The organism is Aureimonas sp. CAS, assembly GCF_059838215.1.
This window is the reverse complement of record NZ_CM187563.1, coordinates 1,331,188-1,351,741: the sequence shown is the minus strand read 5'-3', so window position 1 is coordinate 1,351,741 and position 20,554 is coordinate 1,331,188. Positions and strand designations below refer to the sequence as shown.

At 68.2% G+C, this 20,554-nt stretch carries 17 protein-coding genes; 16 read left to right on the top strand and 1 reads right to left on the bottom strand.

Going from position 1 to position 20,554, the window contains the following annotated elements:
- The first annotated feature begins 401 nt into the window (after window positions 1-401).
- The 10 genes from AC6R2M_RS06565 to AC6R2M_RS06520 all read left to right on the top strand — a co-directional run bounded on the left by AC6R2M_RS06565 (window position 402) and on the right by AC6R2M_RS06520 (window position 12,674).
- Window positions 402-1,163, top strand: coding sequence for a FadR/GntR family transcriptional regulator (locus AC6R2M_RS06565; RefSeq protein ID WP_500486661.1), 762 nt, complete (start codon window positions 402-404; stop codon window positions 1,161-1,163).
- On the top strand, window positions 1,160-2,173 hold the full coding sequence (locus tag AC6R2M_RS06560) for an ABC transporter ATP-binding protein (RefSeq protein WP_500486659.1): 1,014 nt from the start codon (window positions 1,160-1,162) through the stop codon (window positions 2,171-2,173). Before AC6R2M_RS06565 ends, AC6R2M_RS06560 begins: the two co-directional genes overlap by 4 nt.
- Window positions 2,170-3,294 carry an ABC transporter ATP-binding protein gene (locus tag AC6R2M_RS06555; RefSeq protein ID WP_500486657.1) on the top strand — a complete coding sequence of 375 codons (1,125 nt, stop codon included), beginning with the start codon at window positions 2,170-2,172 and terminating at the stop codon, window positions 3,292-3,294. The genes AC6R2M_RS06560 and AC6R2M_RS06555 overlap by 4 nt, the downstream gene beginning before the upstream one ends.
- Before the next feature lie 32 nt (window positions 3,295-3,326).
- Window positions 3,327-4,844, top strand: coding sequence for an ABC transporter substrate-binding protein (locus AC6R2M_RS06550; protein WP_500486655.1), 1,518 nt, complete (start codon window positions 3,327-3,329; stop codon window positions 4,842-4,844).
- Window positions 4,845-4,890: 46 nt separating this feature from the next.
- A complete protein-coding gene (locus tag AC6R2M_RS06545; RefSeq protein ID WP_500486653.1) occupies window positions 4,891-6,396 on the top strand; it encodes an ABC transporter substrate-binding protein in 1,506 nt (501 codons plus the stop codon).
- A gap of 63 nt (window positions 6,397-6,459) precedes the next feature.
- Entirely contained in the window at window positions 6,460-7,962 is a 1,503-nt protein-coding gene (locus tag AC6R2M_RS06540) for an ABC transporter substrate-binding protein (protein ID WP_500486651.1), read from the top strand.
- A 67-nt stretch (window positions 7,963-8,029) separates the two neighbouring features.
- Window positions 8,030-8,974: an ABC transporter permease gene (locus AC6R2M_RS06535; protein ID WP_500486649.1), complete on the top strand. Its 945-nt coding sequence runs from the start codon at window positions 8,030-8,032 to the stop codon at window positions 8,972-8,974.
- Window positions 8,974-9,873 (top strand): ABC transporter permease, encoded by a 900-nt coding sequence (locus AC6R2M_RS06530; RefSeq protein ID WP_500486647.1) that lies wholly within the window; start codon window positions 8,974-8,976, stop codon window positions 9,871-9,873. Before AC6R2M_RS06535 ends, AC6R2M_RS06530 begins: the two co-directional genes overlap by 1 nt.
- 40 nt (window positions 9,874-9,913) lie before the next feature.
- A complete protein-coding gene (locus tag AC6R2M_RS06525) occupies window positions 9,914-11,707 on the top strand; it encodes a gamma-glutamyltransferase family protein (protein ID WP_500486645.1) in 1,794 nt (597 codons plus the stop codon).
- Window positions 11,708-11,729: 22 nt separating this feature from the next.
- Window positions 11,730-12,674: an acetamidase/formamidase family protein gene (locus tag AC6R2M_RS06520; protein WP_500486643.1), complete on the top strand. Its 945-nt coding sequence runs from the start codon at window positions 11,730-11,732 to the stop codon at window positions 12,672-12,674.
- Window positions 12,675-12,681: 7 nt separating this feature from the next.
- Here AC6R2M_RS06520 and AC6R2M_RS06515 read toward each other — a convergent pair whose 3' ends face one another.
- Complete coding sequence (locus AC6R2M_RS06515; protein WP_500486641.1) at window positions 12,682-13,590, bottom strand: LysR family transcriptional regulator; 909 nt, start codon at window positions 13,588-13,590, stop codon at window positions 12,682-12,684.
- Window positions 13,591-13,728: 138 nt separating this feature from the next.
- On the opposite strand from AC6R2M_RS06515, the gene AC6R2M_RS06510 reads away from it, so the two are divergent.
- The 6 genes from AC6R2M_RS06510 to AC6R2M_RS06485 are packed head-to-tail and all read left to right on the top strand — an operon-like array spanning window position 13,729 to window position 20,549.
- Window positions 13,729-14,565, top strand: coding sequence for an ABC transporter ATP-binding protein (locus AC6R2M_RS06510; RefSeq protein ID WP_500486639.1), 837 nt, complete (start codon window positions 13,729-13,731; stop codon window positions 14,563-14,565).
- On the top strand, window positions 14,555-16,519 hold the full coding sequence (locus tag AC6R2M_RS06505) for an AMP-dependent synthetase/ligase (RefSeq protein WP_500486637.1): 1,965 nt from the start codon (window positions 14,555-14,557) through the stop codon (window positions 16,517-16,519). The genes AC6R2M_RS06510 and AC6R2M_RS06505 overlap by 11 nt, the downstream gene beginning before the upstream one ends.
- Window positions 16,516-17,394 carry a branched-chain amino acid ABC transporter permease gene (locus AC6R2M_RS06500; protein ID WP_500486635.1) on the top strand — a complete coding sequence of 293 codons (879 nt, stop codon included), beginning with the start codon at window positions 16,516-16,518 and terminating at the stop codon, window positions 17,392-17,394. Before AC6R2M_RS06505 ends, AC6R2M_RS06500 begins: the two co-directional genes overlap by 4 nt.
- Window positions 17,395-17,398: 4 nt before the next feature.
- Complete coding sequence (locus tag AC6R2M_RS06495; RefSeq protein ID WP_500486633.1) at window positions 17,399-18,472, top strand: branched-chain amino acid ABC transporter permease; 1,074 nt, start codon at window positions 17,399-17,401, stop codon at window positions 18,470-18,472.
- A 40-nt stretch (window positions 18,473-18,512) separates the two neighbouring features.
- The gene (locus AC6R2M_RS06490; protein ID WP_500486631.1) at window positions 18,513-19,754 is read left to right on the top strand and encodes an ABC transporter substrate-binding protein; all 1,242 of its coding nucleotides are present in this window, start codon (window positions 18,513-18,515) and stop codon (window positions 19,752-19,754) included.
- A gap of 3 nt (window positions 19,755-19,757) precedes the next feature.
- Complete coding sequence (locus AC6R2M_RS06485; RefSeq protein ID WP_500486629.1) at window positions 19,758-20,549, top strand: ABC transporter ATP-binding protein; 792 nt, start codon at window positions 19,758-19,760, stop codon at window positions 20,547-20,549.
- Window positions 20,550-20,554 lie beyond the last annotated feature (5 nt).

Sequence of the window (20,554 nt, the reverse complement as noted above, 5' to 3'; positions counted from 1 at the left end):
GACGATATGTTCATAGGAGTTTGAATATTGTCATAACGATACAGGTTGAAGAATCGTTATACTTGCAAGTTCAGCTGCTTAGTTAACGCACTCTGCAGACGCGGCGGACGGGCAGGCCTCCGTCCACGGCCTCGTCCCGACATCAGGACGCGACAGAAGAGCGATCCCGCGCTCTCGCACGCGCGCTCAGAAGCTGCACAGCCGGAGCGCGATCCGGCGCCATGCCATCGCCGCCCGGACCGGTTCCCCGAACTCGCGCCGCCGAAGAGGGCGCGCTGGCATGCCTTTGTGCGCTGCACGCACAATGTTGAGGCACTCCCGGCGTTGACTCGCTTCGGGAAGGGAGGCAACCATGAGCGAACCAAAGTCGTGAATGGTTCGCTTTCAAAGGTTCAGCTTCGTTGGTCGCATCGGGATCCAACTCCTCGCTCGCTCTGGAGCGCATACGGACGCTGATCCGCGAACATCGCGACGAGCCGAGCTATCGGCTTCCACCAGAACGGGAAATCGCGGACATGCTGTCCGTCGGTCGGCGCGCCGTCCGGCGGGCGATGGAGGTGCTCGAAGCGGAGGGAACGGTCTGGCGTCAGCAGGGCAAGGGGACCTTTGCCGGGCAACGTCCCAGCCAGCGCGGCGCCATCGCCTCCCTCGCCATCGTCACCAACCCCGCCGAAGTCATGGAGACGCGGCTTCTCATCGAGCCGGGGCTCGCCCGCATCGCGGCCTTGAAGGCGAGCCGTGAGGACATCGAGGCCTTGCAGCGTCTGGCGCGCCGCGTCGTCGCCGCCTCCGACGACGACGGCTGGGAGATCTGGGATTCGGCCTTTCACCGGCGGATCGCCGAAGCGTCCGGCAACGTGATGCTCGTCTCGATCCTCGACGCCGTCCAGCAGGTCCGCAAGGAGAGCGAGTGGCGCCACCTGCGCGCCGCCGTCCGCACGCCGGAGCGTCGCGAGCGCGTGTTTCGCCAGCACGACGACATCGTCGCCGCCATCGCGCGGCGGGACGGACCGGCGGCCGAGCGCGCCATGGCGGTTCACATCACCAGCATCGACACGCAGCTCAAGGCGCTGATCATCGGCGGGGACGAGGCGGAGGCGGCGGGGAGCCGCGAACTCCTCGACCGCGCCGACGGCGCGGCATTGAAGGAAACCGCGATTTGACGCCGCCCGGAACCCGGACCGACGCACCGCTTCTCAGCGTGGAGAACTTCTCGCTGTCCTTTTCGGCCGGCGCGCCCGTCAATCTCGTCGACGGCGTGTCCTTCGACGTCCATCGCGGCAAGACACTCTGCATCGTCGGTGAATCCGGCTGCGGAAAGAGCGTCACCTCGCTCGCGCTGATGGGTCTTCTGCCCTCGCCGCCCGCGCGCATCGTTTCCGGCACCGCGACGTTCGAGGGGCGCGATCTCTTCGCCATGAAGGAGCGGGAGCGGGCCGACCTTCGCGGCAACCAGCTCGCGATGATCTTCCAGGAGCCGATGACCTCGCTCAACCCGGCCTTCACCATCGGCCACCAGATCGCCGAGGGCGTGCGCCGCCATTCCAGGGTCTCGAAGGCCGAGGCGCGGGCACAAGCGCTGAAGATGCTGGAGCTGGTCCGCATTCCGGCGCCCGAAAAGCGGCTCGACGCCTTCCCGCATCAGCTTTCGGGCGGCATGCGCCAGCGGGTGATGATCGCCATGGCGCTGGCGAACCGTCCGCGCCTGCTCATCGCCGACGAACCCACCACGGCGCTGGACGTGACCATCCAGGCGCAGATCCTCTCGCTTGTCTCCAAGCTTCAGGAGGAGACGGGAACGGCGATGATCCTCATCACGCACGATCTCGGCGTCGTCGCGGAGGTCGCGGACGAAGTGGCGGTGATGTACGCCGGCAAGATCGTCGAGAAGGGTCCCGTCGCCGCGATCTTCGACGACCCGCAGCATCCTTATACGATCGGCCTGCTCGGCTCGATGCCCTCGCTCGGCAAGCGCTCGGGCCGTCTCGCCACGATCGAGGGCTCCGTCCCGCCCCTCGACGCCATGCCGAAGGGCTGCCGCTTCGTCGATCGCTGCCCCTTCGGGGACGCCCGCTGCGCGGCCGAACCGCCCCCGCTCGCCGAGCTGGGTCCCGACCATCGCGCGGCCTGCTGGTACGCCCCGCTCGAAAAGAGCTTTGGAGTGGCGGCATGAGCGCGTTCGTCGACCCCAACGCGCCGGCCGATCCGATCATCGAAGGCCGCAACCTCCACCGCCGCTTCGGCGGCCGCCGTTCGCTCTTCAAGGTCGAGCCGACCGTTCACGCGGTGAATGACGTTTCCCTGGCCGTGGGACGCGGCGAGACCTTCGCCGTCGTCGGCGAATCGGGCTGCGGCAAGTCCACGCTCGGGCGCCTTCTCCTCCGCCTGATCCAGCCGAGCGAGGGCCGCGTCCTCTACGAGGGCCGCGACATCACCGACATTCCGGTCGGCGAGATGCGCGCTCTGCGGCGCGAGATGCAGATCGTGTTCCAGGACCCGTTCGCCTCTCTGAACCCCCGCATGAGCGTCGGCGCGATCGTGGGCGAGCCGATCCGCCTCCACGGGATCGCGAGCGGGCGCGCGGCGAACGAGCGCGTCGCGGAGCTTCTTCGCACCGTGGGTCTGCGGCCGGAGTTCTCCGAGCGCTATCCGCACGAGTTTTCGGGCGGCCAGCGCCAGCGCATCGGCGTCGCCCGCGCGCTCGCCAGCGAGCCCAAGCTCATCATCGGCGACGAGCCGGTCTCGGCGCTCGACGTCTCGGTCCAGGCGCAGGTCATCAACCTTCTAGAAGAGTTGAAGGATCGCCTCGGCCTGACGCTTCTCGTCGTGGCGCACGATTTGGCCGTGATCCGTCACATGAGCGACCGCGTCGCGGTCATGTATCTCGGCGAAATCGTGGAACTCGCGCCCGTCGACGGGCTCTACGACGCCCCGCTGCACCCCTATACGCAGGCGCTCCTCAAGGCGATCCCGGCCCCCACCGTCGCGGCGCGCGGCCCTCGCACGCTTCTGGAAGGCGACGTGCCGAGCCCCACCGCGCTCCCTTCCGGCTGCCGCTTCCACACGCGCTGCCCGCACGCGCGGCCGCTCTGCTCGGCCGAGCACCCGAAGCTCGAGCCGGTCGAGGGCGGACGCAGCGTCGCATGCCACTTCTGGAAGGAGATCGCGGATGCGGGCGCCAGCGCGCCGCTGGCCGCCGTCGCCGCCGCGACCGCCACGAAGCGCGACACGCGCCTCGAGCTCTATCGGCGCGCCCAGTCCGGCGCGCTTTCAAGACCCGGCCTCGACGCATGAGCGTCCGGCCCCCTATCGGGAGGAATCACATCATGTCGAAAGCAAACGGCCGGGCTGGACGGCTCTCCAGCGTCGGTCTCGCCGCACTCGCCCTGACGATGGGCGCGAGCGCCGCCGGCGCGCAGACGACGCTTTCCATCGGCCTTCAGGACGACCCCGACATCCTCGATCCGCACCGGGCCCGCACCTTCGTCGGGCGCATCGTGTTCCAGTCGCTCTGCGACAAGCTCGTCGACATCACGCCCGACCTCCAGTTCGTGCCCTCGCTCGCGACCGAGTGGAGCCTGAACGAGGATCGCACGGTGCTCACCTTCCAGCTTCGCGAGGACGCCGTCTTCCACGACGGCACGTCGATCGACGCGCAGGCCGTGAAGGCCAATCTGGATCGCGCCCGCGAACTGCCGGACTCGCTCCGCCGCTCCGAGCTCGCCTCGGTGGAGAGCGTCGAGGTGACCGGCCCCTTCGAGGTGGCGCTCAACCTGTCGGCGCCGGACGCCGCGCTCCTGTCGCAGCTCTCGGACCGTGCCGGAATGATGCTGTCGCCCGCGAGCTTCGAGAACACGGCGCCCGACGCGGAACCGGTCTGCTCGGGACCCTACAAGTTCGTCAGCCGGGTCCAGAACGACAACATCACGCTGGAGAAGTTCGCCGACCATTGGGACGCCGAGAACTTTCCGATCGATCGCGTGATCTACCGCTCGATCCCCGACACCACGGTCCGCTTCGCCAACCTCCAGTCCGGCGATCTTCAGCTCATCGAGCGGATCGCGGCGACGGACCTTCCGGCGGCCGAAGGCAACGCCAACCTCACCGTCGTGCCGGTCACCGGCCTCGGCTACCAGGCGCTCGCCTTCAACCTGACCGACCCGGAGAGCCCGCTGTCGGACGCGCGCGTGCGGCGCGCCTTCGATCTCGCCATCGACCGCGACATCATCAATCAGGCCGTCGGCGGGGGAACGTTTCAGCCGGCCTATCAGCCGTTCCCGCCCGCCAGCTTCGCCTATGAGCCGGACCTCGACCGAACGGGCCGCGACGTGGAGGGCGCCAAGGCTCTTCTCACCGAGGCCGGGCACGAGCGCGTCGCCTTCGAGCTGAGCTACGGCAACAACACCACGATGTCGCAGGTGCTGGAGATCGTGCAGGCGATGGGCGCCGAGGCCGGCTTCGACATCTCGCTGCGCCCGACCGAATTCGCCGCGCTGCAGAGCGAACTCCGCGAAGGGCGCTTCGAGGTCGGCCAGTCCGGCTGGTCGGGCCGGGTCGATCCCGACGGCAACATCCACCAGCACGTCACCTGCGAGGGCGGCCTGAACGACGGCAAATACTGCAACGCGGAGGTCGACCGGCTGCTGAACGAGGCCCGCTCGATCGACGACCAGGGCGAGCGGGCGGCGCTCTACGCGCAGGCGCAGGCGATCCTCGGGGAGGATAAGCCGATCGTCTACCTCTACTACCTGCCCTACCCCTTCGCGCACACGAACGCCCTCGAGGGCTTCGTGGGGTACCCGGACGGCATGATCCGGCTGCGCGGCGTGACGCTCGCCGGCTGAGGACGGCGACGAGAGTGATCCACCAACCGGAAACAGGAGAATGCGCATGACGAAGAGAACCGCGATCCTCGCGCTGATGCTCGCCGCCACGACGGCTCTGCCGGCCATGGCACAGCAGTCCACGCTCCGCATCGGGCTTGCGGAGGATCCCGATCTCCTCGATCCGCATCGCTCGCGCACCTTCGTCGGCCGCATCGTCTACGCCTCGATGTGCGACCGGCTGGTGGACATCTCGCCGGAGCTCGAATTCACGCCGGCCCTCGCCACGGACTGGTCGTGGAACGAGGACAACACCGAGCTGACCTTCAACCTTCGCGAGGACGCCGTCTTCCACGACGGCACGCCCTTCAACGCCGAGGCGGTGAAGGCCAACATCGAACGCGCCCTGACGCTGCCCGACAGCCTCGTGCGCACGGACATCTCGGCGATCCAGAGCGTCGAGGTGGACGGCGAATTCACGGTCCGCCTCGTGCTCGACGAGCCGAACGCGCCGCTCCTGGCGCAGATCTCGGATCGCGGCGGCATCATGATGTCGCCCGCCTCCTTCGATCAGGCCGACGGCTGGACGCCGGTCTGCTCGGGCCCCTACAAGTTCGAGAGCCGCACGCAGAACGACCGCATCGTTCTGTCCAAGTTCGAGGACCATTACGCGGCCGACGACTACCATTTCGATCAGGTGATCTTCCTGCCGATCCCGGACGGCACGGTGCGTCTGGCGAACCTCCAGTCGGGCGATCTCGACCTGATCGAGCGCATGACCCCGTCCGACAAGCAGGCGGTCGAGGGCAATTCCAACCTGGAACTCGTGATCGCGCCGACGCTCGGCTATCAGGGCATCCGCATCAACACGAACAACGGTCCGCGCTCGGAGAATCCGCTGGGCCAGGACCCGCGCGTACGGCAGGCGTTCCAGCTCGCCATCGACAAGTCGATCATCGCGCAGATCGTCGGCAACGACATCTGGGAGCCGGCGCAGCAGCCCTTCTCTCCCGCGAGCCCCTATCACGATCCGTCCGTCGAGGTGACGACGCGCGACGTCGAGGCGGCCCGCGCGCTCCTCGACGAAGCCGGGATCGACCGCCTGCCGGTGGAACTGACGATCGCCACCTCCACGCAGGCCGCCCAGCTCGGCGAACTGATCCAGGCGATGGTCGCCGAGGCCGGCTTCGACGTGACGCTGCGCCCGATGGAGTTCGCTTCGCTGCTCGCCGAGATGCAGCAGGGCAATTTCATCGCCACCGCCAGCGGCTGGTCCGGCCGCGTCGATCCGGACGGCAACTCCTATTCGCACCTCGCCTGCGACGGCTCGAACAACGACTCGCGCTGGTGCAACGAGGAGGTCGACCGCCTTCTCAAGGAGGCGCGGACCATCACCGATCAGGCCGAGCGGCAGGAGCTGTACCGGCAGGTGGTGGCGATCCTGCAGGAGGAGCTGCCGATCATCTACACCTACCACCAGAACTCGCCCTTCGTGCTGCGCACCAATGTCGAGGGTTTCGAGACCTATCCCGACAATCTCATCCGCCTGCGGGGCGTGACGAAGTCGAACTGACGCAAGCCGGCGCCGGCCGCCCGGCCGGCGCCGATCCCTCCCCTCCCGACACGAGGTCACCCGATGCGCTTGTCCCGTACCCTTGCCATCGCCGCGCTTCTCGCCGGCACAGCGACCCAGGCCCTCGCCCAGGCGCCGACCCTGCGCATCGGGCTTCAGGAGGACCCCGACGCCCTCGATCCGCACCGGGCACGCACCTTCGTCGGCCGGATGGTGTTCACCTCCCTATGCGACAAGCTGGTGGACGTGGCGCCGGATCTCTCCATCGTGCCGCAGCTCGCCACCGAATGGTCGTGGAACGAGGACTCCACCGTCCTGACCATGGAACTTCGCCAGGACGCGACCTTTCAGGACGGCGAACCGATCGACGCGGCGGCGGTGAAGGCCAATCTCGATCGGGCGATGACGCTGCCGGACTCGCTGCGAAAGAGCGAGCTGTCCTCCGTCCGGAGCGTGGAGGCCGTGGGCGAGCACACCGTGGCCATCACCCTGAGCGAGCCGGACGCGACCCTTCTCGCCCAGCTCTCGGATCGCGCCGGCATGATGCTCGCGCCCTCGGCCTTCGAGGACTTCGCCAACAATCCCGTGTGCTCCGGTCCCTACCGCTTCGTCGAGCGCGTCCAGAACGACCGGATCGTGCTGGAGAAATATGCCGAGCACTGGGACGCCGACGCCTATTCCTTCGAACGCCTGATCTTCCTGCCGATCACCGACACCACCGTTCGCCTCGCCAACCTCCAGTCGGGTGACATCCAGCTTCTGGAGCGGCTGGCGCCGTCCGACATCGCGGCGGTCGAAGCCGATCCCAATCTCGACTTTCTGCAGGCCGCCGGCACCGGCTACGTCGCCCTGCGGATCAACGTCGCGAACGGGGAACGGGCGAACACGCCCTTCGGGCAGGACAAGCGGGTGCGCCAGGCGTTCCAGCTCGCCATCGACCGCGAGGTCATCAATCAGGTCGTCGGCTTCGGCACCTTCGCGCCGGCCCAGCAGCCCTTCCCGCCCACCAGCGAATTCTACGACGAGCGCTTCCCGCCGACGACGCGCGACGTGGAAGCCGCCAAGGCGCTGCTCGCGGAGGCCGGCGTCGAGCGCGTGGCGGTCGAGCTCGTCTACGGCAACTCCACGACGACACAGCAGATATCGGAGCTGATCCAGGCGATGGCGGCCGAGGCCGGCTTCGACGTGACGCTTCGTCCGACGGAGTTCGCCGCCATGCAGCAGGAGATGACCGGCGGCAACTTCCAGGTGTCGCAGCTCGGCTGGTCCGGCCGCATCGATCCGGACGGCAACATCCACCAGTTCGTCGCCTGCGAGGGAAGCCTGAACGACGGCGACTACTGCAACGAGGAGGTCGACCGCCTGCTCGACGAAGCGCGTCGCACGACCGACACGGCCGCCCGCGTCGAACTCTACGGTCAGGCGCAGGCGATCCTTCAGGACGAGCTGCCGCAGATCAACCTGTACTATCAGCCGCGCGCCTTCGGCGTCTCGGCCCGTCTGAGGGGCTTCGAAGCCCATCCGGACGGCATGATCCGGCTGCGCGACGTCACGCTCGAAAACTGATCCAAGCCGTTCGGGCGGGGGCCGTCGTCCTCCGCCCGCTCCTTCCTGACCTCGGAGCCGGGACCTCATGCTCTCCATCATCGCCAAGCGCGTCGCGATCGCCCTGCCGACCCTCGTCCTGGTGTCGATGATCGTGTTCGCCCTCCAGAAGCTCCTGCCCGGCGACCCGATCCTGACGCTGGCGGGCGAGGAGCGCGATCCGGAGGTCCTCGCCTATCTTCGGGAGCAGTACCGGCTGAACGACCCGATCTACGTCCAGTATTTCGTCTGGGTCGGCCAGATCCTGCGCGGCGATTTCGGGGTCTCCCTTCGCACCGGAATTCCGGTGACGACGCTCATCGCGCAGAAGCTTCCGGTCACGCTCCAGCTCGCGACGATGGCCATGTTCTGGTCGATCGTCGTCGGCATTCCCATCGGCATCCTCGCCGCCGTCAAGAAGGGCACCTGGATCGACTATCTCGCCAATGTCGTCGCGCTGTCCGGCCTGTCGATCCCGAACTTCTGGCTCGGCATCCTCCTCATCTTCTTCGTCTCGGTGCAGATGCAATGGCTGCCCGCCTCCGGCTACGTGCCGCCGACGGAGGATCTCTGGCAGTCGCTGCGCACCATGCTGATGCCGTCGATCGTGCTCGGCACGGCGCTGGCGGGCCAGATCATGCGCCACACCCGCTCGGCCATGCTCGGCGTCCTGCAGTCGGACTACATCCGAACCGCCCGCGCCAAGGGGCTGCTGCCGGCGGTGGTCGTCTACAAGCACGCGCTGCGCAACGCGCTCGTTCCGATCGTGACGCTTCTCACCCTCGTCTTCGGCGAGCTCATCGCCGGCGCGGTCCTGACCGAGCAGATCTTCACGATCCCCGGTTTCGGAAAGCTGATCGTGGATGCCGTCTTCACCCGCGACTATGCGGTCGTGCAGGGCGTCGTCCTCGTCACCGCCTTCGGGTTCATCTTCATGAACCTCGTCGCGGACGTCCTCTACGTCCTGATCAATCCTCGCCTGAGGCATGCCTGATGAGCGCCGTCACATCGACCCCGCCGGCCGGCGCGAAGGCCGTCCTCCCGCCGCTTCTGCCGGCCCGCAAGCGCAACCGCTCGCTCGCCAAGTTCATGAAGAACCGGGCAGCGGTGGTCGGCGGGATCATCGTCCTCGTCTTCGCGCTGGCCGCGATCTTCGCCCCCCTCCTCGCCCATCAGGACCCGTTCCAGACGAGCTTCCTGACGATCCGGCAGCCGCCGTCGGGAGAGTTCTGGTTCGGCACCGACGAGCTCGGCCGAGACATCTACTCGCGCATGCTCTACGGCGCCCGCGCCTCGCTGATGGCCGGCGTCGTCTCGGTCGGCATCGCGGTGGCGATCGGCGTGCCGCTGGGGCTCATCGCGGGCTATTTCGGCTCCTACCCGGACATGGTGATCTCGCGCTTCACCGACGCGCTCCTCGCCATTCCGTTCCTGATCCTCGCCATCGCGCTCGCGGCCTTCCTCGGCCCCTCCCTCACCAACGCCATGATCGCGATCGGCCTCTCGGCCGTGCCGATCTTCATCCGCATCACCCGCGCGCAGGCGCTAAGCGTCAAGGCCGAGGACTATGTGGAGGGCGCGCGCGCGATCGGGCTGCCGAACTGGCGCATCATCCTGCGCTACGTCTTCCCGAACACGCTGCCGCCCATCATCGTGCAGGCGAGCCTGACGATCGCCGCCGCGATCATCGCCGAGGCCTCGCTCTCCTTCCTCGGCCTCGGCCAGCAGCCGCCCAACCCCTCCTGGGGCTCGATGCTGAACACGGCGAAGAACTTCATGAGCCAGGCGCCGACGATGTCGCTCTTTCCGGGCGCTGCGATCTTCCTGATCGTGCTCGGCTTCAACCTCCTCGGCGACGGCCTGCGCGACGCGCTCGACCCTCGCGAACACTGACAGACGACCCCACCGCATCGCATCAGGATCGAAAGCGTCCATGTTCACAACGCGTCCCGAACTCCTCGGCACCTTCGGCGCCGTCACCTCCACCCACTGGCTGGCGACGGCGAGCGGCATGTCCATGCTGGAACGGGGCGGCAACGCCTTCGACGCGGCCGTCGCCTCCGCCTTCGTCCTTCAGGTGGTCGAACCGCATCTCGTCGGCCCCGGCGGCGACGCGCCGATCGTCTTCCACGCCGCGAAGACGGGACGGACCGAGGTTCTCTGCGGGCAGGCTCCGGTTCCGGCCGGCGCGACCATCGAACACTACAGAAGCGAAGGCCTGTCGCTCATTCCGGGCAACGGCCTTCTCGCCACCGTCATCCCCGGCTCCTTCGGCGCCTGGATGACGCTTCTGCGCGACCACGGCACGATGAGCGTCCGCGACGTTCTGGAGCCCGCGATCCACTACGCTGAGCACGGCCACCCGATGCTGCCGCGCGTGGCGAACACGATCCGCGACCTGAAGGACTTCTTCGAGCGCGAATGGCCGACCTCGGCCGAGCTCTTCGTGCCCAACGGCGCGCTGCCGGAAGCGCGCAAGCTCTTCCGCAACCGGCCCCTCGCCGAGACCTGGAAGCGCATCCTGAAGGAGGCGGAAAGCGGCGGGGGCAGCCGCGAGGCGCAGGTGGAGCGCGCGCAGGACTGTTTCTACAAGGGCTTCGTCGCCGAGGCGATCGAGCGCTTCGCGACGACCACCGAGGTGATGGACCAGAGCGGCCGGAAGCATCGCGGTGTCATCACGGCGGACGACATGGCCGGCTGGACCCCGCGCTACGAGGCGCCGGTCACGATCGACTATCACGGCCACCGCGTGAACAAGATCGGCCCCTGGGGCCAGGGCCCGGTCTTCCTCCAGACGCTCTCGATCCTGAAGAACTTCGATCTCGGCGCCATGGGGCCGAACTCGGCGCAGTTCGTCCACACGCTGACCGAGGCGATGAAGCTCGCCTTCGCCGACCGCGAAATCTACTATGGCGATCCCGATTTCGTGGACGTGCCGCTGGAGACGCTGCTCTCCGACGCCTATGGCGCCGAGCGCGCCCGGCTGATCGGCGAGAGCGCCTCGCGCGAGCTGACGCCCGGCACGGTCCCCGGATACGAAGATCAGGTCCGCCGCCAGATGGCGGTTCTGGAGCGCCTGTCCAAGGTCGGGTCGGCATCCGCCGCCAACGAGCCGACCACGGCCGAGATGCGCTCGGCGCGGCGCGGCGACACCGTGCATGTCGACGCCGTGGACCGCTTCGGAAACATGATCGCGGCGATGCCGTCCGGCGGCTGGTTCCAGTCCTCGCCCGTCATCCCGGAGCTCGGCTTCATGCTGAACACGCGCGCCCAGATGTTCTGGCTGGAAGAGGGCCTGCCGACCTCGCTCGAACCGGGCAAGCGCCCCCGCACGACCCTGACGCCGACGCTGACGGAGAAGGACGGCAAGCCCTACATGGTCTTCGGCTCGCCCGGCGGCGACCAGCAGGAGCAGTGGCAGCTCGCCTTCTTCCTGCGGCACGTTCATCACGGCATGAACCTGCAGGAGGCGATCGACGCCCCGATGTCCCACACGGGACACTTCCCCTCCTCCTTCTGGCCGCGCGAGCGGCGCCCGGCGAACCTCACCATCGAGGAGAGCTTCGGCGAGGAGGCGCTTTCCGATCTGGCCGCGCGCGGACATGACATCGAGCGGGCGCCGGAATGGACGGTCGGCCGGCTCGTCGCCGCCTCGCGGGACGCGGACGGCCTGATCCATGCCGCCGCGACGCCGCGCCTGATGCAGGCTTACGCGGCCGCGCGCTGAACCGAGACGAAGGAGACGGCCGATGTGCGGAACCTGCGACTACACGATCCACGGCCGATCCTTCCATCACGGCTGGGACAATTCGCTTGCCCCCGCCGAGCGCGTCGCGCCCGGCTCGACGATCCGGTTCGAGTGCCACGACTCCTCCGGCGGCCAGCTGACCGCCGGAAGCACCGCCGACGATCTGAAGAGCCTCGACTTCGGCAAGATCAACCCGGTCTCCGGCCCGATCTTCGTCGACGGCGCCAAGCCGGGCGACGTTCTGAAGGTGACGATCGAGAGCTTCGCACCCTCGGGCTTCGGCTGGACGGCGAACATTCCCGGCTTCGGTCTCCTCGCCGACCAGTTCCCCGACCCGGCGCTCACCCTCTGGTCCTATGACAGGCAGACGCTCGCGCCGGCCGCCTTCGGCCCGCAGGGCCGCGTCCCCTTGAAGCCGTTCGCCGGAACGATCGGCGTGGCGCCGGCCGAGCCCGGCCATCACTCGGTGGTTCCGCCCCGGCGCGTCGGCGGCAATCTCGACATCCGCGATCTGGCCGCCGGCACGGTGCTCTACCTGCCCGTGGACGTGGACGGAGCGCTCTTCTCGGTCGGCGACACGCACGCCGCGCAGGGCGACGGCGAGGTCTGCGGCACGGCGATCGAGAGCCCGATGGACGTCACGCTGACGCTCGATCTGGTGAAGGACACCAGGCTCGCCATGCCGCGCTTCACCACGCCCGGACCGGTGACCCGGCATCTCGACGCGAAGGGCTACGAGGTGACAACCGGGATCGGGCCGGACCTGATGACCGGCGCGCGGCAGGCCGTGGCCGACATGGTCGAGCTTCTCGCGGCGCGCTACGCGATGGATCCGGTCGAAGCCTACATGCTGGTCTCGACCTGCGCGGACCTGCGGATCTCCGAGATCGTCGACATGCCGAACTGGGTCGTGTCCTTCTACTTCCCGCGCTGCGTCTTCGAATAGGGACCGGTCATCCGGCGCTGGCCGCCGGTGCGTCGAGCGCGTCGGCCATCAGTTCGATGATCTGCTGGCCGAGCGGACCGGGCGCCCGGTCGATGGGCCATGTCGCCCCGAGCGCGCGCACGGGATGCAGGCGGTTGTCGGCGCTGCGAAGGCGCTTCACCTGCCCCGTCTCTTCTTCGCGCGCGAAGAAGACCTCGTTGGTGAAGCACCAGCCGAAGCCGCTGGTGACCAGCATGCGGATGTGTTCCAGATCGTTGGAGGTCCAGACGTCCGGGCCGAAGATGCGGCCCATGCGCTCCACGTCCAGATTGGGCTCGCCGATGAAGTAGATCTGCCGGTGGGCCTGGAACGCCTCGATCGGGATCGGCTCGGGGAGCTTCGCCAGCGGATGATGCGCGGCGGCGGTCGGCCACATGGTGACGTTCCGGAACGAACGGGCCGTCATGTCCGACGGCACGTTGGTCAGGAGCGTCAGCGCGAAATCCACCTCCTCGCGCCGGATCGTCTCCCACAGGCTGTTCAGCGAACTCGTGAAGAGCTGGACGCGCACGCGCGGCCGCGTCCGGTCGAAGCGCTCCAGCGCCGCGCGCACGATGGTCAGCGGGAAGAGAACGTCGATGGCGATGCGGATGCGCGTCTCCTCGCCCTTCTCCAGCGCCCGCATGTGCGAGGAGAGCCGGCGCGCGCTTTCGACCAGAAACGTCGCCTCCGCGAAGACCGCCCGTCCGCGCTGCGTCAGCTCCGCCTTGCGCGAGGCCCGGTCGAGCAGCGGGAAGCCGCACTGCTTCTCGATCTGGCCGACCGCGTAGGACACGGAGGAGACGGCGCGGTTCAGCTTGCGCGCCGCCCCCGAAAAGCTGCCCTCCTCCACCACGAGCACGAACACCCGCAGCTGGTCGATCATGTTGTGGTTCATTCGAACGATCCGAACGTTTCGTGCGATCGATTACGTATTCCTGAAACCAGGGCGCTTTGCTAGCGTCCTTCTCGGCGGGCCTTCGGGAGACGGCACCGCGAGACAGACGCATTCACGGGCTCTGGGAGGAGGCAGGTGATGCAGCATCCAACGGCGCTCGCAGGAGTGCCCGTGACCGCACGCGCCGATGATGTGCAGCGGTCCGAAGCCCTCGCCTGCGAGAATGTCAGCCGCTGGTTCGGGGGGCTGCAGGCGCTCAAGAACGTCTCGATCCGCGTCGGCCAGGGCGAGATTTTCGGTCTCGTCGGCCCGAACGGTTCCGGCAAGACCACGCTCGTCAACGCCGTCACCGGCTTCTATCCCCCGCAGGAGGGTGAGATCCGGCTGCATGGCGAGCGGATCGAGGGAACGCGGCCGCACAAGGTGGCCAAGCTCGGCGTCGCCCGCACCTTCCAGAATGTCGCCCTGTTCCGGGGCATGAGCGTTCTCGACAACATCCTGATGGGCCGGCACATCTTCATGCGCCCCTCGGCGCTGGCCGCCTTCTTCTATCCCGTCTGGGCGCGGCGCGAGGAGATCGCCAACCGCCGCACGGTGGAGGACGTGATCGACCTCCTGCAGCTGCAGAGCGTGCGCGACGAGCATGTCGACGTGATCCCGCTCGGACTGCAGAAGCGCGTGGAGCTGGCGCGCGCGCTCGCCGCCGAGCCGCGCCTTCTGGTTCTCGACGAGCCCATGGCCGGCATGAACCAGGAGGAGAAGGAGTACATGGTCCGCTTCATCCTCGATGCGCGCGAGGAGCTGGGCCTCACCGTCCTCCTGATCGAACATCATCTCGACGTCGTCACCGCGATCTGCGACCGCGTCGTCGTCCTCAACAACGGCGCGCGCATCGCCGAAGGGCCCGCGCGCGAGGCGATGAGCGATCCGGCCGTGGTCGCCGCCTATATCGGAGGCGCGCACGATGCTGCATGACGGAGCGGCCATCGCGGCGGGCGCGCGAGCCCTCCACCCGGACTGGCGCGACGGCGACACGCTGATCGCCGCGCTGAACGAGAATGCCGAGAAGCACGGCTCCACCGTCGCCCTTCGCGAGCGCGACCGCGGCATCTGGCAGGAATGGACGTGGAAGGCCTACCGCGACCTCGTGCTCGAGCAGGCCGCGGGGCTGGAGGCGGCGGGCATCCGGGCCGGCGACATCGTGATGGTGATCGGCGACAACCGCGCCAACCTCTATGTCGCGATGCTGGCCGTCATCTGCCTGCGCGCCATTCCCTCGCCGGCCTATTCCGACGTGGCACCGGAGGAGCTGGCCGGTCAGATCCGCCGCGAGGGCATCCGCGCCGCGATCGCGGAGGATCAGGAGCAGGTCGACAAGCTGATGGTGGTGCGCGAAAGCGTGCCCGAGCTCGCCCGCATCTTCTACGACGACCCGCGCGGCCTGAAGGGGCGCGAACCCTCCGGCGTGGTCGCGCTGGAGGAGACGCTCGCAACGGGCCGCGCGCGCCTAGAGCGCGAACCGGACCTGAGGGCCGATCTCCTCGGCCGCGCCAAAGTGCACGACATCGCCGTCCTCCTGCACTCCTCGGGCACGACGGGCGCGCCGAAGGGCATCCCGCTCAAGCACGGCCACGTCCTGTCGGGCGTGCGCAACGCGGCGGCCGCGGGCTATTTCCACGAGGGCGAGGTCCACATGGCCTATCTGCCCATGGCATGGGTCGGCGACTTCATCTTCTCCATCGGGGCGGCCATCACCCTTCGCTTCGTCGTCGCGATCCCCGAGCGTCAGGAGACGGCGCAGCACGATCTGCGCGAGATCGCCCCGACCATCTACTTCTCCTCCCCGCGCGCCTGGTCGAACATGCTGACGCGGGTGCAGGTCGGCATGGAGGAATCCACCGCCGGCAAGCGCTGGCTGTTCCAGCACTTCGTTCCCTTCGCGGTGGAGATGGAGCGTCGCCGCCTCGAAGGCCGCGAGCCTTCGGCGGTGGAGCGTCTGCGCTGGCGGATCGGCCGGCTGCTCGTCTTCGGACCGCTGCTCGACCAGCTCGGCCTCTCCCGCGTGAAGCGGCCCTATACGGCGGGCGAGGCGATCGGCGAGGAGGTCTTCCTCTTCTTCCGCGCGCTCGGCCTCAACCTTCGCCAGTTCTACGGCCAGACGGAGAACTGCGCGCTCGCCATCGCGCAAGGGGCCGGCGATCTGAAGCTCCACACGGTCGGCCGGCCCTTCCCCGGCGTGGAAGTGAAGCTCGACGAGAGCGGCGAGATCCTGATGCGCGGCGACAACGTCTTCGACGGCTATTTCGGAGACGACGCCGCCAGCGCCAAGGCGCTCGACGACGGCTGGCTGCGAACCGGCGACGCGGGCCATGTCGAGGCGGACGGGCAGTATGTCGTCCTCGGCCGCGTCTCCGAGGTCGTCCACACGGCGGCCGGCACGCGCTACATCCCGACCTATATCGAGAACCGGCTGAAGTTCAGCCCCTACATCAAGGACGTCTGCGTCATCGGGCGCGGCCGGGAGCATCTGGCCGCCATCGTCTGCATCGACTTCGACGCGGTCGGCCATTTCGCGCAGGAGAACGCGGTCTCCTACACCTCCTACGCCGACCTCTCGCAGAAGCCGGAGGTGCTCGACCTCGTCGCCCGCACCATCGCCGACCTGAACAAGCTCCTGCCCGACGGGCTCGAAATCCGCCGCTTCGTCGATCTCCACAAGGAGTTCGATCCCGACGACGGCGAGGTGACGCGCACCCGCAAGCTGAAGCGAGACGTCATCGAGCGGCATTACGGGCCGATCGTGGAGGCCCTCTACGACGGGCGCGACCGGATCGAGTTCGAGGCGCGCGTCGCCTACGAGACCGGCGCGGAAGGCGTCCTGAAGCGTGATCTGACGCTGCGCAGCGTCGGCGAAGGGAGGAGCGCATGAGCTATTTCGTCGAGCTTCTCGTCAACGGGGCCCTGACGGGCCTGATGTACAGCCTCGTCGCGCTGGGCATCGTCCTCATCTACAAATCCTCGGGCGTGCCGAATCTGGCGCAGGGCGCGGTGGTGCTGATCGGCGCCTATGTCGTCTGGCTTCTCGTCGGCGCCGGCCTGCCGCTTCTGGCCGCCGTGCCGCTCGCCTGCGCGATCATGTTCGTCTTCGGCCTCGCCGTCGAACGCCTCCTGCTCCGCCGCATGGTCGGCCAGCCGATCATCATGGTCGTGATGCTGACGCTGGGGCTGGAGATCTTCCTGCGCGGCCTCGGGCCGGGCATTCTCGGAGCGGCGCCCAAATCGCTCGATCTGGGCATCTCCCTGACGCCCATCATCGTCGGCGACGTCTTCATCAACCGGGACTATCTCTGGGGCGGCGCCATCGCGCTGGTCCTCATCGGCGTCTCGCTGCTCTTCTTCCGCACCCGGCTCGGCACCAAGCTGCGCGCGGTCTCCGACGACCACGTCTCGTCCTGGGCGGTCGGCATCTCGGTCGAGCGCGCCATCGGCATTTCCTGGGGTCTCGCCGCCGTGGCGGCGGTGGCGGCGGGGGTTCTGTGGGGCTCGGTCCAGGGCGTCGACTGGACGCTGTCGGCGCTGCTCTTCCCGGCGGTCGCCGTGGTGATCCTCGGCGGGGTGGACTCGATTTGGGGCGTCCTCGTCGGCGGTCTCCTCGTCGGCATCCTCGGCTCGGTGATCCCCGGCTATCTCGACTCGGCCGTGGGCGGGGGAACGCGCGACGTCGTCACCTCCCTCATCATCCTCCTCACCATCATGGTCCGGCCCTACGGCATCTTCGGCCGCGAGAACATCGAGAGGATCTGAGGCGATGTTCTACCGGCTCGCAGGCGTCCACCACACCTCCTACACGTCCGCCGCCCGCCTCTGGCCGGTGCCGGCCGACCGCGCCGCGGTCGTCGTCGTCCTCGCCTTGGCGGCGGCCGCGCCGTTCTTCGTCTCGCCGCTCTATCTCGGCTCCTACCTCCTGCCCTGGCTGGTCTGGAGCGCGGCGACGCTGTCTCTGACGCTGCTCATGGGGCTCGCCGGCCAGCTGCATTTCGGCTTCGCGGCGGTGATGGCGATCGGCGCCTACACCTCCATCCACATGACGCGGGCGGGCCTGCCCTTCGAAATCGCGCTGCTCGGCGCCGGCCTCGTCTCGGCGGTGATCGGCTGCATCTTCGGGGCCGCCGCGCTGCGGGTGAAGGGGCTCTATCTCGTGATGGCGACGCTCGCCATGCAGTATCTGGTCGACTGGGTCATCATCAACGTGCCCGCCATCTCGGGCGGCGCGCAGGCGACGCTCCAGACCCCGCGTGTCGCGCTTCTCTTCCTGCCGCTGGACGGGCCCTGGGCGCGCTACTGGGCGGCGCTGGCCTGGGCGGTCGTCGCTGCGCTCTTCATCATGAACGTCAAGCGCAGCGCCTTCGGCCGCGCCCTCGTCGCAATCCGCGAGAAGGACTTCGCCGCCGCCGTCATCGGCGTCGATCCCTTCCGCACCAAGCTCGTCGCCTTCTTCACCTCGTCCTTCATGGGCGGCGTGTCGGGCGCGGTGCTCGCCTTCTGCTACTACCGCGCGGTCACGCCCGAGCAGTTCACCTTCAACGTCTCGATCCAGCTCGTCGCCATGGTGCTCGTCGGCGGGCTCGGCTCGGTCATCGGCGCCTTCCTCGGCGCGGGCTTCGTCCTGCTCGCCCCGATCGTCCTGACCAATCTCTTCATCGCCCTGTCGGTGGCCGGCTGGCTGAACGTCTCGACCAACCTTCTCTCGCACATCCCGATGATGGCCTATGGCGCGCTCATCGTCGGCTTCCTGCTCGTGGAGCCCCTCGGCATGGCGAAGATCTACGACAACATCCGCAATTACTTCCTCGTCTGGCCCTTCCGCCATTCGAGACGGTGATCGACGCAAACGAGAACGAAAGACTAGGGAGGACCATCACATGCAACGCAGTCTCGCATCGATCCTCGGGGGCCTCGCCCTCTCGGTCGCCCTGTCCGGCGCGGTCTTCGCGCAGGACACCATCAAGTTCGCGATGCCGCAGGATTTCACGGCCGTCTACACGTTCGTGACCGGCGAATACAATCAGGGCCAGCGCGACTACCTGACCCTCGTCAACGAGGAAGGCGGCCTCGACGGCCACCGCTTCGAGGCGCTCGTCTCCGACACCGGCAACCAGCCCCAGCGCGGCATCGAGGCCTACAATCGCGGCCGCGACCAGGGCGCGATCCTCTTCGACTTCCTGTCGACGCCGGTCTCTCGCGCCCTCGTGCCGCAGGTGCTGCAGGACGAGGTGGTGATGATCACGCCGGTTCACGGGCGCGGCGACGCGGCGGACGGCGAGACCTTCCCCTACATCTTCCCGATGATGGCGACCTACTGGTCACAGGCCACCGTTCTGGCGAACTGGGTGGAGACCGAGGGCGGCGGCCTTTCGGGCAAGAAGATCGCCCTCGTCCACATCGACAGCCCCTTCGGGCGCGAGCCGATCAACGTCCTGCAGGATCTGGCAGAGGAGAAGGACTTCGAGCTTTCGACCTTCGCCTATGCCAGCCCCGGCAACGAGCAGGGCTCGACCTGGACCGAAGTGCGCCGCTACCGGCCGGACTACGTCTTCATCTGGGGCGCGGGCGGCGGTCAGGCCGTCTCGGTCCGCGAGGCGCTCCGCAACGGCATTCCGGCCGAGAACATCCTCTCGGTCGTCTGGCTGACGGAGGCCGACGCCCGAACCGTCGGGCCTGAGCTGATGACCGGCGTGAAGCGCTTCGAGGCCGTGGCGCCGGGGACCGAGCACCCGATCATCCAGCGCATCCAGGAGAAGGTCATCGACGCGGGCCTCGGCGCGGGCGAAGCCTCGATCGTCGGCTCCTCGGCCTACAATCTCGGCGTCGCCACCATGGCGGTCGCGGTCGAGGCCGCGCGCCTGGCGCTCGAAGAGGGCGAAGGCGAGCTGACCGGCACGCGGCTGAAGGACGGTTTCGAGCGGATCGAGAACTTCGACGCCGAAGGTCTGATGCCGCCGATCACCATCACCGCGCAGGACCACCAGGGCGGCGGCATGGGCCGCGTCTCGCAGTGGGACGGCTCGGCCTGGGTGCCCATCACCGAATGGGGCTCGTTCTACGGCGAGATCGTCCAGAAGGAGATCGACGCCGGCGCCCAGGGCTTCCGCGAGGGGCGCTGAGCGATGAGCCTCCTGTCGCTCTCCAATGTCGAGGTGGTCTACGACCGGGTGTTCCTTGCCATCCGGGGCGTGTCTCTCCGACTTGCGGAGGGCGGCATGGTCGCCCTTCTCGGCGCCAACGGCGCCGGCAAGTCCACCACGCTGAAGGCGATCTCGGGGCTCCTCGGCCCCGAGCGCGGGCAGGTGACGCGCGGCGAGATCGTCTTCGACGGCCGCGACGTGCGGGCGATGGGGCCGCCGGAGCGCGTCGGCTCGGGCATCGTGCACGTCCTGGAGGGGCGGCGCATCTTCGGCCACCTGACGCCGGACGAGAACCTCGTCGCCGCCTTCCCCCTGCGCGGCTCGCGCGGCGAACTCGATGCCCTGCGGGACCGGGTCTACACCTACTTCCCGCGCCTGAAGGAACGGGCGCGGCACAAGAGCGGCTATCTGTCGGGCGGCGAACAGCAGATGCTGGCCATCGGCCGCGCCATGATGACGAGCCCCCGGCTCATCATGCTGGACGAGCCGAGCCTCGGCCTTTCGCCGCTCCTCGTTTCGGAAATCTTCGCCATGATCGGGGAGATCAACCGCGCCGAGAAGCTGTCGGTCCTGCTCGTGGAGCAGAACGCGGCCGCCGCGCTCCGCATCGTCGATCACGCCTACCTCATCGAGAACGGCCATGTCGTCATGGACGGCTCAGCCGAGACGCTGCGGTCCAACCCGGACGTGCAGGAGTTCTATCTCGGGGGCGGCGGCAAGGTCGACTACCACAACGTCAAGCACTACCGGCGCCGCAAGCGCTGGCTCGCCTGACGCCA

What these genes read in the sequence shown, in the direction of transcription:
- AC6R2M_RS06540 (WP_500486651.1), top strand. Translation starts at nt 6,460, where the DNA reads ATGCGCTTGTCCCGTACCCTTGCCATCGCCGCGCTTCTCGCCGGCACA.
- AC6R2M_RS06490 (WP_500486631.1), top strand. Translation starts at nt 18,513, where the DNA reads ATGCAACGCAGTCTCGCATCGATCCTCGGGGGCCTCGCCCTCTCGGTC.
- AC6R2M_RS06510 (WP_500486639.1), top strand. Translation starts at nt 13,729, where the DNA reads ATGCAGCATCCAACGGCGCTCGCAGGAGTGCCCGTGACCGCACGCGCC.
- AC6R2M_RS06550 (WP_500486655.1), top strand. Translation starts at nt 3,327, where the DNA reads ATGTCGAAAGCAAACGGCCGGGCTGGACGGCTCTCCAGCGTCGGTCTC.
- AC6R2M_RS06485 (WP_500486629.1), top strand. Translation starts at nt 19,758, where the DNA reads ATGAGCCTCCTGTCGCTCTCCAATGTCGAGGTGGTCTACGACCGGGTG.
- AC6R2M_RS06505 (WP_500486637.1), top strand. Translation starts at nt 14,555, where the DNA reads ATGCTGCATGACGGAGCGGCCATCGCGGCGGGCGCGCGAGCCCTCCAC.
- AC6R2M_RS06555 (WP_500486657.1), top strand. Translation starts at nt 2,170, where the DNA reads ATGAGCGCGTTCGTCGACCCCAACGCGCCGGCCGATCCGATCATCGAA.
- AC6R2M_RS06495 (WP_500486633.1), top strand. Translation starts at nt 17,399, where the DNA reads ATGTTCTACCGGCTCGCAGGCGTCCACCACACCTCCTACACGTCCGCC.
- AC6R2M_RS06525 (WP_500486645.1), top strand. Translation starts at nt 9,914, where the DNA reads ATGTTCACAACGCGTCCCGAACTCCTCGGCACCTTCGGCGCCGTCACC.
- AC6R2M_RS06520 (WP_500486643.1), top strand. Translation starts at nt 11,730, where the DNA reads ATGTGCGGAACCTGCGACTACACGATCCACGGCCGATCCTTCCATCAC.
- AC6R2M_RS06535 (WP_500486649.1), top strand. Translation starts at nt 8,030, where the DNA reads ATGCTCTCCATCATCGCCAAGCGCGTCGCGATCGCCCTGCCGACCCTC.
- AC6R2M_RS06530 (WP_500486647.1), top strand. Translation starts at nt 8,974, where the DNA reads ATGAGCGCCGTCACATCGACCCCGCCGGCCGGCGCGAAGGCCGTCCTC.
- AC6R2M_RS06515 (WP_500486641.1), bottom strand. Translation starts at nt 13,590, where the DNA reads ATGAACCACAACATGATCGACCAGCTGCGGGTGTTCGTGCTCGTGGTG.
- AC6R2M_RS06500 (WP_500486635.1), top strand. Translation starts at nt 16,516, where the DNA reads ATGAGCTATTTCGTCGAGCTTCTCGTCAACGGGGCCCTGACGGGCCTG.
- AC6R2M_RS06545 (WP_500486653.1), top strand. Translation starts at nt 4,891, where the DNA reads ATGACGAAGAGAACCGCGATCCTCGCGCTGATGCTCGCCGCCACGACG.